At 59.9% G+C, this 13699-nt stretch carries 14 protein-coding genes and 1 pseudogene; 5 read left to right on the top strand and 10 right to left on the bottom strand.

The window, feature by feature from the left end; genetic code table 11:
• Positions 1 to 8: 8 nt before the first annotated feature.
• Both EAH74_RS31790 and EAH74_RS31785 read left to right on the top strand, forming a co-directional pair.
• Positions 9 to 1310 carry a serine/threonine transporter gene (locus tag EAH74_RS31790; protein WP_140684254.1) on the top strand — a complete coding sequence of 434 codons (1302 nt, stop codon included), beginning with the start codon at positions 9 to 11 and terminating at the stop codon, positions 1308 to 1310.
• A gap of 209 nt (positions 1311 to 1519) precedes the next feature.
• Positions 1520 to 1837 carry a DUF3509 domain-containing protein gene (locus EAH74_RS31785; protein ID WP_123365327.1) on the top strand — a complete coding sequence of 106 codons (318 nt, stop codon included), beginning with the start codon at positions 1520 to 1522 and terminating at the stop codon, positions 1835 to 1837.
• Here EAH74_RS31785 and EAH74_RS31780 read toward each other — a convergent pair.
• Positions 1834 to 2334, bottom strand: coding sequence for a phosphate-starvation-inducible protein PsiE (locus EAH74_RS31780; RefSeq protein ID WP_008150634.1), 501 nt, complete (start codon positions 2332 to 2334; stop codon positions 1834 to 1836). The two genes, EAH74_RS31785 and EAH74_RS31780, sit on opposite strands and share 4 nt — an antisense overlap.
• Before the next feature lie 359 nt (positions 2335 to 2693).
• Here EAH74_RS31780 and EAH74_RS31775 point away from each other — a divergent pair.
• Positions 2694 to 2948, top strand: a pseudogene (locus EAH74_RS31775) (YebG family protein); the annotation flags it as partial.
• A gap of 162 nt (positions 2949 to 3110) precedes the next feature.
• On the opposite strand, the gene EAH74_RS31770 reads toward EAH74_RS31775, so the two are convergent.
• From EAH74_RS31770 to EAH74_RS31755, 4 genes are all read right to left on the bottom strand, one after another.
• Positions 3111 to 4220 (bottom strand): dihydrolipoamide acetyltransferase family protein, encoded by a 1110-nt coding sequence (locus EAH74_RS31770; protein ID WP_140684252.1) that lies wholly within the window; start codon positions 4218 to 4220, stop codon positions 3111 to 3113.
• Between the two features lie 16 nt (positions 4221 to 4236).
• Positions 4237 to 5223: an alpha-ketoacid dehydrogenase subunit beta gene (locus EAH74_RS31765; RefSeq protein WP_140684250.1), complete on the bottom strand. Its 987-nt coding sequence runs from the start codon at positions 5221 to 5223 to the stop codon at positions 4237 to 4239.
• The gene (gene pdhA, locus EAH74_RS31760; RefSeq protein WP_140684248.1) at positions 5216 to 6310 is read right to left on the bottom strand and encodes a pyruvate dehydrogenase (acetyl-transferring) E1 component subunit alpha; all 1095 of its coding nucleotides are present in this window, start codon (positions 6308 to 6310) and stop codon (positions 5216 to 5218) included. Before pdhA ends, EAH74_RS31765 begins: the two co-directional genes overlap by 8 nt.
• A 115-nt stretch (positions 6311 to 6425) precedes the next feature.
• On the bottom strand, positions 6426 to 7445 hold the full coding sequence (locus EAH74_RS31755; RefSeq protein ID WP_140684246.1) for a Glu/Leu/Phe/Val dehydrogenase family protein: 1020 nt from the start codon (positions 7443 to 7445) through the stop codon (positions 6426 to 6428).
• A 183-nt stretch (positions 7446 to 7628) separates the two neighbouring features.
• On the opposite strand from EAH74_RS31755, the gene EAH74_RS31750 reads away from it, so the two are divergent.
• Positions 7629 to 8432, top strand: a complete 804-nt coding sequence (locus EAH74_RS31750; protein WP_140684243.1) for a SirB1 family protein — start codon at positions 7629 to 7631, stop codon at positions 8430 to 8432.
• Positions 8433 to 8539: 107 nt separating this feature from the next.
• On the opposite strand, the gene maiA is transcribed toward EAH74_RS31750, so the two are convergent.
• Genes maiA through hmgA form a run of 3 tightly spaced genes read right to left on the bottom strand, consistent with a single transcriptional unit; the run spans position 8540 to position 11800 of the window.
• Complete coding sequence (maiA, locus tag EAH74_RS31745; RefSeq protein WP_123365321.1) at positions 8540 to 9175, bottom strand: maleylacetoacetate isomerase; 636 nt, start codon at positions 9173 to 9175, stop codon at positions 8540 to 8542.
• A gap of 12 nt (positions 9176 to 9187) precedes the next feature.
• Positions 9188 to 10492 carry a fumarylacetoacetase gene (gene fahA, locus EAH74_RS31740; protein ID WP_140684241.1) on the bottom strand — a complete coding sequence of 435 codons (1305 nt, stop codon included), beginning with the start codon at positions 10490 to 10492 and terminating at the stop codon, positions 9188 to 9190.
• Positions 10493 to 10495: 3 nt separating this feature from the next.
• Positions 10496 to 11800 (bottom strand): homogentisate 1,2-dioxygenase, encoded by a 1305-nt coding sequence (gene hmgA, locus EAH74_RS31735; protein WP_140684239.1) that lies wholly within the window; start codon positions 11798 to 11800, stop codon positions 10496 to 10498.
• Between the two features lie 164 nt (positions 11801 to 11964).
• Here hmgA and EAH74_RS31730 point away from each other — a divergent pair, with 164 nt between their 5' ends.
• Positions 11965 to 12762, top strand: a complete 798-nt coding sequence (locus EAH74_RS31730; RefSeq protein ID WP_140684237.1) for an IclR family transcriptional regulator — start codon at positions 11965 to 11967, stop codon at positions 12760 to 12762.
• A gap of 371 nt (positions 12763 to 13133) precedes the next feature.
• Here EAH74_RS31730 and EAH74_RS31725 read toward each other — a convergent pair whose 3' ends face one another.
• Both EAH74_RS31725 and EAH74_RS31720 read right to left on the bottom strand, forming a co-directional pair.
• Positions 13134 to 13415: a hypothetical protein gene (locus EAH74_RS31725; protein WP_193560166.1), complete on the bottom strand. Its 282-nt coding sequence runs from the start codon at positions 13413 to 13415 to the stop codon at positions 13134 to 13136.
• Positions 13416 to 13447: 32 nt separating this feature from the next.
• Positions 13448 to 13699: transposase domain-containing protein (locus tag EAH74_RS31720; RefSeq protein WP_140681767.1), on the bottom strand; the 252-nt coding region annotated here is incomplete at its 5' end.

Below are 13699 nucleotides of genomic sequence, written 5' to 3'. Positions count from 1 at the left end.
GCCAAACGATGACCGATGTACGTACACCTGCTGCCGATAACCCAGCTGTAGAACTCAAACGCGACACAGCAACAGCCACCAAGGGCTGGAGCAAACACGACACCACCTGGATGCTCGGTCTTTACGGCACCGCCATCGGCGCCGGCACGTTATTCCTGCCGATCAACGCCGGCGTGGGTGGCTTCTGGCCGCTGCTGATCCTGGCAGTGCTGGCGTTTCCGATGACCTACTTCGCCCACCGCGGCCTGACCCGCTTCGTGTTGTCCGGGCGCTCCGGGGACATCACCGAAGTGGTGGAAGAACACTTCGGCATCGGTGCCGGCAAGCTGATCACGCTGCTGTATTTCTTCGCGATCTTCCCGATTCTGCTGGTGTACAGCGTGGCGCTGACCAACACCTTGAGCAGCTTCATGGAGCATCAGTTGCACATCGCCCCGCCACCACGGGCGATTCTGTCGCTGGTGCTGATCCTCGGTCTGATGGCGATCGTCCGTTGCGGTCAGGGTGTCATCGTCAAATGCATGAGCGTGCTGGTTTATCCGTTCGTTGCGGCGTTGCTGCTGCTCGGTCTGAGCCTGATCCCGAACTGGAACGGCGCGTTCTTCGCCACCGCCAGTGAAGGCATGCCGATGCCCCTGTTCTTCAAGACGTTGTGGCTGGCGATCCCGGTGATGGTGTTTTCGTTCAACCATTCTCCGATCATTTCCGCCTTCTCCGTCGATCAGAAACAGCGTTACGGCGAACAGGCCGAACGCAAAAGCAGCGGCATCCTCGCCATCGCCCACGCGATGATGGTGGTGACGGTGATGTTCTTCTGCTTCAGCTGCGTACTGGCCTTGTCACCGGCGGATTTGGCGGCTGCCAAGGCGCAGAACATCTCGATCCTGTCGTACCTGGCCAACCACTTCCAGACGCCGGTCATCGCTTACGCTGCGCCGCTGATTGCGCTGGTGGCGATCACCAAGTCCTTCCTCGGCCATTACATCGGCGCCAGCGAAGGCTTTCAGGGCCTGATCGTGAAAAGCCTGCGCGGTCGTGGCCGGGTGATGTCAGCGAGCTGGCTGAACCGCGTGACCGCGCTGTTCATGATCCTCAGCTGCTGGGCCGTGGCGACGTTCAACCCGAGCATCCTTGGCATGATCGAAACCCTCGGCGGGCCCATCATCGCGTGCCTGTTGTTCCTGATGCCGATGTACGCCATCCGTCGAGTGCCAGCCTTGCGCCAGTACTCGGGTCAGGCCTCGAATGTGTTCGTGGTGGTGATCGGTTTGATTGCACTGTCTGCGATCATCTACTCATTCATGCCCTGAAACGGGCAGGCAAAAAGAAGGCGGGCCACAGAGCCCGCCTTTTTTTGCCGTGTCTATTGTTCGACAATTTTTCCGGCATGCCCCTTGCTATGACTCCTACGCGATAGGGAAAAAAGTAATGAACATGGAATGCCGGTGGTCTGGTGTTGCGAACTAATCCCGATCACGGTGGGTCAACAACTGCACGTTCAATCAGGCGGTAACGCAAAATGGACAACCCTTTTCAGCTCATTACCGATGCTTTTGCACCGGATTATCAGATCAACCTGAGCATTCAGGGTCTGGATGGCAGCATCATGCTGACCCTGTCCAACAGCGGTCACGTGGTCGCCAAACGGATGATCAGCGCCGAACAACGTAATGACCCCCAGCGCCTCAAACGTCTGGTGCAAAGCATTCAATTCGGCATCGCCATCGAACAGGGCCACAGCGCCGTGGCCATCCTCGAAGCCATGACCGACGGCGACAATCACAGCCTGCCGCCGCCACGCGTCAAGGGCCACAGCCGGCCAGCCATGCGGTTTTAAAGCTCGCCCTTCTCGACTTCGGGATGCTCACCGGAACCCGCACCGATCTTGCGTTGCGGGTGTTCGATCTTCACCGAAGGGAATTGCGACGAGGCGTAACGCACCACCAGAATCGAGAACGCCAGCAGCAGAATCCCGCCGCACAGGTAGATGATGCCGATGTCTGGCGGATTGTGGTGCGAGACGTTGGAGATCAGCAATCGCGTCAGCGCAGTGATCGCCACGTAGATCAGGAAACGCACCGGCATGTGGTTGGTCTTGAAGTAAATCCCGACCATCGCCCCCAGTTCCAGGTAGATGAACAGCAGCAAGATGTCATCGATCTTGATGTGCCCCGCCTCGATCATCTGCAAAAACTCCATCACCGCCGCCCACGCGGTGACCGCACCGATGGCGAACAGCGCCAGGTAGTGGAAGGTCTCGACGAACAGGTTGCCCAGGGACTCGGCCAGTTGATGCACGTTCTGCCGCAGGTTCTCGGCCCAGTTGATTTTCACGATGATTCTTCCTTAGCTCGGTTCGAGCGGATGATGCGGGTTTGACGTGACGGTTGTTCTGCATGCAGAAAAAAGGCCAGAGGCTGCTGGGTGAGATGGCGATGGGCTGCTACTGGACACTTTTGTGGTGTCTGGACTGGCGCCTTCGCGAGCAGGCTCGCTCCCACAAGGAGCAAACCATACCCTGTGGGAGCGAGCCTGCTCGCGAAGGGAGCAACTAGGTCCACCTGACAAACGCCAAATTCGGTCTACATTAAAAAGCCACTACCCAAAGCGCAGGGATTCGCTTATCCTTTTCGCTGTATATAAATACAGTGGTCGAATAAGACAACTTAATGTGAAGGCATGTGAGGTGGTGAATGGCCGTCGAAGTGGTATACCGCAGCAGCCGAGATCTGGAGCGCTTGTTCATGGATAAAGCCGAAGCTGACCGTCATGACAAAATGCTCGAACTGGCCGAGTTGCTGGCCGAGGTGTTGCAAAAAGCCGTTCCGTCCCTGACCGAACAGCAAGTGGAAGAAGCCGGGATCTACATGGCGAAGAATCGCGATGTGTTCGCCAAGGCGTTCAAGAGCCAGCCGGACGCGTTGTCCGAATTGCTGAACGCGCCTGCTGAAGTCGTTGAAAAGGCCGCACCTGTTGAGGCGCCTGCACCTGTTGAAGTCGCTGAGCCGACCAAGCCAGCTAAAGCGCCCAAGGCTGCCAAGTAAGCAACGCCCGAATTGAATAGGCCCTGAGTCAAATGACTCAGGGCCTTTTTCATGCCTGCGAAAAACCTAAGCTTCGGGTTGCTCCAGCGCCTCGACCAGGGCCTTGAAGAAACGCGCCGCCTCGCCGCCCGTCACCACGCGATGATCGAAGGTCAGGGACAGCGGCAGGACCGGATGCACCACCACCGCGCCGTCAACCGCCACCGGTTCGTCACGGATCGCGCCAGCGGCGAGGATTGCCACTTGCGGCGGCACCACCACCGGGTTGGCGTAGCGACCGAACAAGGTGCCGAAATTCGACAACGTCAGGGTCGCCCCCATCATTTCCTTGGGCGGAATCGATCGCGCCTGCACGTCGGCCCTTAATCGCATGACGCCTTCCTTCAAGTCAGCCGGGGTGCGATGACCGACATCGCGCAGCACTGGCACGAACAAGCCGTCCGGGGTGTCCACGGCGATGCCCAGATCGAGCCGTTCATGTTGCTTGAGCGACAGGCTTTTGCCATCGAAGGCACTGTTGAGCACCGGCTCCACGGCGCACGCGGCCGCCATCGCTTTGGCGAGACGAATCAGCGGTTCGCGGGCCTGACCCCAGCGATGCAGGTCGGCGTCCCCGAAAATCGTCACCGGCACGACTTCGGCGTGGGACCGGGCCATGTTCAGCGCCATGCTGCGCCGCACACCGCGCAACCGTTCGCCGCCGAAGCGATCCAGTTCAGTTTGAGCCGCGTTTTCCACATCCGTACGGGTGATCAGCCCCTCGTGGCCAGAGCCCGTCAACCCGCTCAACTCCACGCCGAGCTGCCGGGCCAGTTGCCGCACGGCCGGCGTGGCGCGAGTCGCCAGGTGCTCTCGGGTCGAGGGGGCCGCCCCGATGAAAAACGAGTCATCCTGACTGCTGCCGCCACCTTCGAGTCGTCCCACTACGGTGCCCGCATCGGCTTCGCCTTCGTAGCCGAGCAAGGGTTCACCGACGTGAATAATGTCGCCCTCACCGCCGTAGAGTTTTGCCACCACGCCGTCGTATGGCGCGGGAATATCCACCAAGGCTTTGGCGGTTTCTACCGACACCAGCAGTTGATCGGCCTTGACGGTATCGCCAACGTTGACGTGCCAGCGGACGATTTCCGCTTCCTGTAAACCTTCGCCCAGATCTGGCAGTTTGAAATATTTCATCAAGGCCTCCGTGGGTTCAGGCGAAATTCAATACCGTGTCACAGGCGTGAAGAATGTCTTCGACGTTGGGCATATAGAGCGACTCCAGTCGATACAGCGGCGGCGGAATGTCCGGCGCCGTGACTCGCTGAATCGGCGCCTGCAATTCCAGCAACACCCGCTCATAGAGGCTCGCGGCGATTTCCGCACCGACGCCGCAGGAGCGCGGCGCTTCATGAACGATCACGCAACGACCGGTCTTGCGCACCGAGGCTTCCATCGTGTCGAGGTCCAGCGGCTTGATACTCGCGACATCGATCACTTCCGCCGAGACGCCCCGCTCGGCCAATGCGGTGGCGGCTTGCAGGGTTTCCATCACACTGGCACCCCAGCTGATCAACGTGATATCGCTGCCCTCGCGCAGGGTGAAACAGCTGTCCAGCGGCAGGCGTTTACCGTCATCCAGCAGAGGTTGCGGGTTCATGCGATAGAGCCGGGTCGGTTCGAGAAACACCACCGGGTCCGGGTCATCAATGGCCGCCAGCAACAAGCCATAAGCCCGGGCCGGCGATGACGGAATCACCACCCGCAGACCTGGAATGTGCGCGAACAATGCTTCAGTGCTTTCGCTGTGATGTTCCGGCGCGCGAATCCCTGCGCCCATCGGCGTGCGCATCACCATCGGGCATGTGATCCGCCCGCGCGTGCGATTACGCATGCGGCTGGCGTGGGACACCAGGTGTTCCATGGCCGCGTAGATGAAACCCATGAACTGGATTTCCACCACCGGTTTCAGGCCCTGAGCGGCCATGCCGACCACCAGTCCGCCGAGCATGGTTTCGGCCAGCGGCGAGTCGATGACTCGCTTGAAGCCAAAGCTGTCGCGCAGCCCTTGGGTGGCGCGAAACACGCCGCCGTTCACCCCGACATCCTCACCGAGGACGATGACGTTCTCGTCTTCACTCATCGCCCGATGCAGCGCGAGATTCACCGCTTCCAGCAACGTGACTTTGCCGTTACTCATGGCTCGAATCTCCAGCGCGGCGCGCCGCTCTTTCGAGCAACTCTTCACGCTGCCCGGCGAGGGGCGCCGGCCATTGGGCGTAGACGTGATCCATGATCGATTCGGGTGCCTGAATACCCGCCACTTCGAAGTTATCCACAGCGCGCTGCACCAAGCCTTGGCATTCGCTGATCAGCGCCTGTTCGCGGCTTTCGTCCCACACACCCTGGTCGACCATGAAACGTTGCAGGCGTTTGACCGGCTCTTCGAGCCAGGCCTGCTTGACCTCGTCCGCCGGCCGGTAGCGTGTGGCATCGTCGGCCGTCGTGTGATCGCCGAGGCGGTAGCTCAGGCATTCCAGCAACACCGGGCCTTTACCGTGACGCGCCTTTTCGAGGGCCAGGTGTACTCGGTCGTAAACCGCGAGCATGTCATTGCCGTCGACCTGCTCACCGTGGAACCCGGCACCGATCGCTTTCTGTGCCAGGGTCGGGGCGCCGCACTGAATCCGTCGTGGCACCGAGATCGCCCATTGGTTGTTATTGACCACGAACACCACCGGCAACTGCCAGGCACCGGCGACGTTGAGGGCTTCGAGGAAATCGCCCTTGCTGGTGGCGCCGTCGCCGCAGGTGGTGACGGCGACCCGATGTTCGCCACGGATTTTGAATGCACTGGCAACGCCACAGGCATGCAAGGCCTGGGTGGCAATCGGCACACAGATCGGAAAGTCCTGGGCCGCCGCCGGTTCGGCAAAGTCGCTGCCGCGCTCGTCGCCGCCCCAGTACAGGAGGATTTCTTCCATGCGCACCCCGCGCATCAACTGCACGGCGGTGTCACGGTAATACGGAATCAGCACGTCTTCGGCGTGCATCACGCTGCCGACGGCGACGCCAATGGCCTCCTGGCCCAATGTCGGCGCATACGTACCGATGCGCCCGGTGCGTTGCAGGGCGACGGCTTTCTGATCGAAAAGGCGGGTCAGCACAATCTGCCGATAAAGGCGCGTCAGCAAATTGAAATCGTCGGCCCAGGCAGGAAGTTCGCCGAGCAATTGGCCGTCAGGGGATAAAAATCGGGTGTAAGGCAGCTCAACCTTGTGAGGCATCACAGGGGCTCCTGGCACGCCGCGTCAGCGTGCATCAGTCAAGCCTGACGCTTGTGGCGCCAGGCCTTGGGAGCAAGTCTGCCGGATAGGCCCTCACTCCTTCATCGGTTCAACCTCATCGATACAGCACTTTCTCCGCCAACTCGTCCGCCACCCGTGCAGGTGAGCGTTTTTCTGCCTGGGCGTGGGCGAAGACTTCGGTCAGCCGTGAGCTGATTTTCGACAGGTGTGCGGTGATGGTCGCGAGCTCTTCGCCGCGGTGTTTAAGCGAAACGTAGATCAGCCCGCCGGAATTGATCACATAGTCCGGCGCATACAGAATGCCCCGCCGCTCCAGTTGATCGGCGACTTCCAGATGGGTCAGTTGGTTGTTCGCCGAGCCGGCCACCGCCGCGCAGCGCAATTGCGTCACGCTGTGGCTGTTGAGCACACCACCGAGGCCGCAGGGCGCGAGAATGTCGCAAGGGGTGCTGAGCAGCGCGTCGTTGGCGATCGGGTGAGCGCCGAGTTGCTCCATCGCCAATTGCACTTTGCCGTGATCGATGTCACTGACCAGCAGTTCGGCTCCGGCGGCGTGCAGTTGTTCGGCGAGGGCATAGCCAACGTTGCCGAGCCCTTGAATCGCCACTCGCAGGCCTTCGAGGTTATCGCTGCCCAGCCGGGCCATGGCGGTGGCACGAATACCGGTGAACACGCCCATCGCCGCGTGCGGTGCAGGATCGCCCGCCGAGGTGGTGCTGGTGACGTACTGGGTCTGTTGGGCGATGCAATCCATGTCCGCCACCGAGGTGCCACTGTCGATGGCGGTGATGTAGCGGCCGTCGAGCTGATTGATGCAACGCCCGAAGGCTTCGAATAGCGCGGCACGGTTTTCCACATGAACCGGTCGAACAATCACCGCCACGCCGCCGCCCTGAGCCAGACCGGCCAGCGCCGCCTTGTAACTCATGCCTTGGGCGAGGCGCACCGCATCCTCGACGGCGGACTCGTCGCTCGGATAGGCAAGGTACCGACACCCGCCGAGGGCAGGCCCCAGACGGCTGTTATGAATGGCAATGACCGCCTTCAACCCGGTGACCGAGTCAACGCTCAGATGCAGGGATTCAAGGCGAGTGCTTTGCATGAGAGCGAACATCGTAGGGCTCCCGAATCACTTCTTGTAGTCGCCAGTATAGGCTTGCGCTCGAAAATTGCAGAAGCGCACCGGAATAAGCGACGCCGCCATGCAGACTTTCGGACATAACCTGCAACCGCCCATGTTCGGCACTGGACGAATGGCGGAGACGGGGCTAAAACGAGGCATTGCCCGGAGATTTTGATGACCCCCCGCCAACGCTTTTTCGACTGTCTGCAACGTTCACCGCCCGCGCTGTTCGAGGCGGCGCTGTGGATTGCCGCCGAACACGACAGTGCGGTCAATCCCGAAACGGTGCTGAACGATTTCAAGGACCTGCAACAACGGGTCAGTTATGGCTTGCCGATGTTGCCGGTCAGCGAGTTGGCCCAACCGTTGTTACGGCGTATGAATGACATGGGATTTGCTCAGGACGACTCCACGCCATTGCGTCCGCAAGTCGCGCTGGTCAATAAAGTACTGGAACGCAGACGTGGGCAGCCGCTGAGTCTGGGCTTGATTGCCCTGGAACTGGCCAAAGGTCTGGAAATCCCCATGGTCGGGGTCAACTTCCCCGGGCATTTCCTGCTGCGGGTACCGGGCGCCGATCACTTGCTCGACCCATGCGGCGGGCGTCGTTTGTACCCCAACGATTGCCGGGAACTGCTGCAACGCCAGTACGGCCCGAACATGCAGCTCAGCGCCGAGCATTTGCTCACCGCCGAACCGGTGCAAATGCTGCAGCGGCTGTCGCGCAACCTGCGTCAGTTACACCTTTCTAACGATGACTACATCGGCGCTCTGATCGACGCCGAACGAGTACTGGAACTGGGCAACGCCAGTGCCTCCGACTACCTGGCCCGGGCCAGCCTCTATCAACGGCTGGATTGCCCGAACGCCGAGCGCTTTGACCTGGAGCATGCCCTGCTGCTTAGTGACGACCCGATTCAGCGGATTCGCCTGACTGAACGATTAGGGCACCTGCCACCAAACTCCATCGTCCATTAAAAGCAAAAGATCGCAGCCTCGTTTCACTCGACAGCTCCTACAGGGGTCGCGATTTCCAGTAGGAGCTGTCGAGTGAAACGAGGCTGCGATCTTTTGATCTGATGTTTTTAAGGGGTATCTGGCTGGTTCGCCGGATGCGCCTTGATGAATGCCGGATGCGTCGCCGCCAACGCCGCCACTCGACGAATCCGCGGATACGCCTCAAGTGAAATGCTGAAGCGCTCGGCCGCGTACAGCTGCGGAATCAGGTAAACATCCGCCAGCCCAGGCGTCGGACCAAAGCAATAACCCTCATCGCCGATCAACTGCTCCACCGTCGCCAATCCTTGGCTGATCCAGTGCCCGATCCACTCCACCACTTGCGGTTCATCGTGCCCCAACTGCCGCAGCTTGTTGAGTACGCTGACGTTGTGCAGTGGGTGCACGTCGCAACCAATCACTGCCGCCACGCCACGCTCATGGGCGCGAGCGGCGAGGTCTTTGGAGAGCAGCGGCACCTGTGGATAACGCTCCTCCAGGTATTCGATGATCGCCGGCGACTGGATCAGCAGTTCACCTTCGTCGGTGCGCAAGGCCGGCACCCGGCCTTGCGGGTTGATGCCGAGATACGGCGGCTGTCGATGCTCGCCACCTGGCGGCGCGATCAGATTGATCGGCAGCGCCTGGTAATCCAGCCCCTTGAGCGCCAACGCAATGCGCACCCGATAGGACGAAGTCGAACGGTAGTAGGTATAGAGTTCCATGACCCGACCCTCTTAGCGCGCCGGCAGCACTTTGCCGCGGCATTCGCCGAAACCGATGGAGGCAAAACCCTCGCGGCTGCAACGAGCCCGCAGGATGATTTCGTCGCCGTCCTCGAGGAATTTACGCACCTCGCCAGACGCCAGTTCGATCGGCTTTTTACCGCCCTCGGTGATTTCCAGCAGGCTGCCGAACTGACCGTTCTCAGGCCCCGACAACGTCCCCGAACCGAACAGGTCACCGGCCTGCAACTGGCAGCCGTTGACGCTGTGGTGCGCGACCATTTGCGCCACGGTCCAGTACATGTGTTGGGTATTGCTGAGAGTCAGGCGATGGGCCGGCAGTTTTTGCTCGCGCAGGCCTTCGGTGAGCAGCAGCACTTCCAGTTCGATGTCGAAGGCGCCAGCCGCTTGATCGCGTTTGTCGAACAGGTACGGCAGCGGCTGCGGATCGCCTTCCGGACGTGCCGGCTGAGCGCGACGGAACGGTTCCAGCGCTTCGGCAGTCACCACCCAAGGCGAGATGCTGGTGATGAAACTCTTCGACAGGAACGGCCCCAGCGGCTGGTATTCCCAAGCCTGGATGTCTCGCGCCGACCAGTCGTTGAGCAGGCAGAAACCAGCGATGTGATCGGCGGCGTCACCGATGGCGATCGAGTCGCCCATCTCGTTACCCTGACCAATCCAGATGCCCAGCTCCAGCTCATAATCCAGACGTGCGCACGGGCCAAAAGTCGGCTCAGTCTGACCGGCCGGCAGGGTCTGCCCCTTCGGACGACGCACATCAGTGCCGGACGGGCGAATGGTCGAAGCGCGACCGTGATAACCGATCGGCACGTACTTGTAGTTCGGCAGCAACGGGTTGTCGGGACGGAACAGTTTGCCGACATTTTGCGCGTGCTCAATGCCGACGTAGAAGTCGGTGTAGTCGTTGATTTTCGCTGGCAGATGCATCTCGCAATTCGCCGCCAGTGGCAGCAGTTTTGCGCCTTGGGCTTCGATCTTGCCGTGCAGGGTGCTGCCTTCTTTGAACAGTTCCAGCAGGCGTTCGCGCAGGGCAACGCGAGCGTCACGACCCAGTTCGAAGAACGCGTTCAGCTGACCGCCACGGGTGGCTTCGACTGCAGTTTTTGCGACGCCATCGAACAGCCCGGCGTCCAGTGCAGCTTCCAGGTCAAAGATATGTTCGCCAATGGCCACGCCACTGCGCGGCGCCGAACCCTTCACGCTGAACACACCCAGCGGCAGGTTCTGCAGAGGGAAATCAGCATGGCCGTTGGCGGAGGCAACCCAGCTACGAGTGATGGAAGTCTGAGTCATGGATTATCTCCGGGTCGGGTCGAAAGTGGCGGGCAGCGTGGCCCAGCAGGCATCGTAGTTGTTTTGCAGTTGCGGGCAATCCAGGGCGAATCGGCTCGGGCGCAGCACCTGGCTGGTCTCGAACATGAAGGCCATGGTGTTGTCGATTTTCGCTGGCGCGAGTTCGGCGCTGATCGCCTTGGTGCAGGTCTCGCCGTCCGGGCCGTGAGCGCTCATGCAACTGTGCAAGGACGCACCGCCGGGCACGAAGCCTTCGGCCTTGGCATCGTACTCGCCCTTGATCAGGCCCATGAATTCGTTCATCAGGTTGCGGTGGAACCACGGTGGCCGGAAGGTTTTCTCGGCGACCATCCAGCGTGGCGGGAAGATCACGAAGTCCAGATTCGCCAGGCCATGCACGCTGGTTGGCGAGGTCAGGACGGTGAAGATCGAGGGGTCAGGGTGATCGAAACTGACCGTGCCAATGGTATTGAAACGGCGCAGGTCATATTTGTACGGCACGTTATTGCCGTGCCAGGCCACCACGTTCAGCGGCGAATGATCAAGTTCGCAGCCCCACAACTGGCCGAGGAATTTCTGCACCAGCGTGGTCGGTTGTTTGAGGTTTTCGTAATGCGCGACCGGCGTCAGGAAGTCCCGCGCATTGGCCAGACCGTTACTGCCGATCGGCCCGAGGTCGGGTAGGCGCAGCGGCGCGCCGTGGTTCTCGGCAATGTAGCCGCGAGCTTGGGGGTCAAGCAGTTCAACGCGAAATTTCAGACCGCGCGGCAGCACGGCGATTTCCAGCGGCTCCAGTTCCAGCACGCCCAATTCGGTGGCGATGCGCAGACGCCCCAGTTCCGGCACCAGCAGCAGCTCGCCGTCGGCGTTGAAGAACACGCGCTCCATGGAACGGTTGGCGCGGTAGCTATAAATGCTGATCCCGGCCGGTTTTTCCGTGCCAGAGTTGGCCGCCATGCTCACCAGGCCGTCGATGAAATCGGTCGGCTCGCTCGGGATGTCCAGCGGGTTCCAGCGCAGGCGATTGGGGGTCACTTCACCCAATGGGCCGCCAGCCAGTTGCCGATCCAGTTTGACGAATGCCGGGTGATTGGCCGATGGCTGAATGCGGTACATCCAGGTGCGCCGCGCTTCGCTGCGGGCCATGGTGAACGCCGTGCCGGAGAACAGTTCGGTGTAGAGACCGTAAGGCGCTTTTTGCGGGGAGTTCTGGCCGACGGGCAGTGCGCCGGGCAACGCTTCGCTACTGAATTCGTTGCCGAAGCCGGACTGATAAGCCAGCTCGGGCGCCGTTGAATCGAGGTTCATGGAGCCTCCTGAACAGGGAGTAGGCATGGCCCGTCGCTCCATTCAAGAGGTCTCGGCACGCCCGGGTTATTTTTATCGTAATTCGATTACGCTTAACGTAATTTGATTGGTATTGACCGTCAAGCTATAAAGACGCCCATTCGTCCCGGGATCAGACCGCCTCCATGGAAACGCCGCGCAGCAACGATAAACAGAAAGTCCGCTCGGCCGAGGTCGGCACCGACATCCTCAAGGCCCTGGCCGAGTTGTCGCCATCGACTTCACTGTCGCGCCTGGCCGAACACGTACAGATGCCGGCGAGCAAGGTTCACCGCTATTTGCAGGCGCTGATTGCCAGCGGTTTTGCTGAACAGAATGCTGCCACCAACCACTATGGTCTCGGCCGTGAAGCCTTGCGTGTAGGGCTGGCAGCACTCAACAGTATGGACGTGCTGAAGGTTGGCGCCCTGCCCTTGGCCGAGTTGCGTGACGATCTGAATGAAACCTGCTTTATAGCGGTGTGGGGCAATCAGGGCGCAACCGTGGTGCACATCGAACCGGCGGTGCGCGCGGTGACGGTGGTGACGCAATTGGGTTCGGTGTTGCCGTTGCTCAGTTCGTCGACGGGGCTGGTGTTCGGTGCTTTTCTGCCGAAACGGGAAACCGTGGACCTGCGCGAGCAGGAACTGCACAACGCCGCTGACCACGTCTTGGCGGACGATCAGACCTATGCAGCCTTATGCGAAAAGATCCGCGAGCGTGGCCTGCATCATGTGCATGGTTTGCTCATGCCGGGGGTGGACGCCTTGTCGGCACCGGTATTCAACGCGGTAGGGAATGTAGCGGCGGTCATGACCATTGTCGGTCCGACCTCACTGTTTCACGCTGACGAAAACGGCCCGGCGGCGCAGCGGTTGTTGGCTGCGACGCGGGCCGTGAGTTGGCGGATGGGGTATCAGCCGATCCCGGTTTCATCGACATGAGATTTGTGCAGCACAATGGTATTCAACGTATTAAGCCGATTTCCTGTTCGATGAATACAAAACACTTATCCCGTTATATCGGTGCCGCTATATTTACTTGACAAGTACGACGGCACTTATCACGCCAAAACATACAGCTAATAACCAAACAAAACATCCCAACCGCTCATAAAAATTCCACCATTCACCCCATGTACAATATTTAACTCAGCACCACACAAACAACTTCATCAAACATTATCAAGCAAACTTTAAAAGACACTTTTAAAGTTAAACAATGTAATGCATCAGACGACCAGACAGTCATTGCCTTCGCCGCGGACCATGGATGGGTGAACGTGATATACAGGAGGGATATCTTGTCTCAGCCGTTACAGCAGACGAGTTTTGCTGTCGAGGGCTTGTGGGTCATCGAGAATAGCTTGAATGACCTCGAGCGCCTGTGAATGCAATTTCTCGTGCCCGGTCGCCTGGGTGTAAAACTTCTGAACCGAATACACATCACCCAACAATCCGATAAGGTCTTTCTGCAACTTGGTTGGCTGGCCCTTGCTGTAACCGGCTTTACCCAGCGACGCCAGTTCGATCAGTGCATCCAGAAAATGCCATGCCGCAGTGGCGCGTTCCCCGTCGTTATAGGGTATGCGATCCATGAACCCCACATACCCAAAGATATTTACCTCGTTTACCGTGGCATTTCTGGCGAGCAGTTCCACGGCAGTAAGGCTTCAAAGTCCTCTACCGACTCCGCATGCGGCAACCGCTCCAGTACATGGCGCAGCCACGTATAGGGCTCCTGGCCGTTGACCTTGGCGGTCTCGACCAGGCTGTAGATCTGAGCACTGGCCGTGGCGCCCTTGGGTGTATCACTGAACAGCCATGCCTTGCGCCCGATCACAAACGGTTTAATTGCACGCTCTGCCGGGTTGTTGTCGAT

The organism is Pseudomonas mandelii (assembly GCF_006438925.1).
GTDB lineage: Bacteria > Pseudomonadota > Gammaproteobacteria > Pseudomonadales > Pseudomonadaceae > Aquipseudomonas > Aquipseudomonas mandelii_C.
The sequence above is the reverse complement of the archived record's forward strand: the minus strand, read 5'-3'. Positions and strand labels throughout refer to the sequence as shown.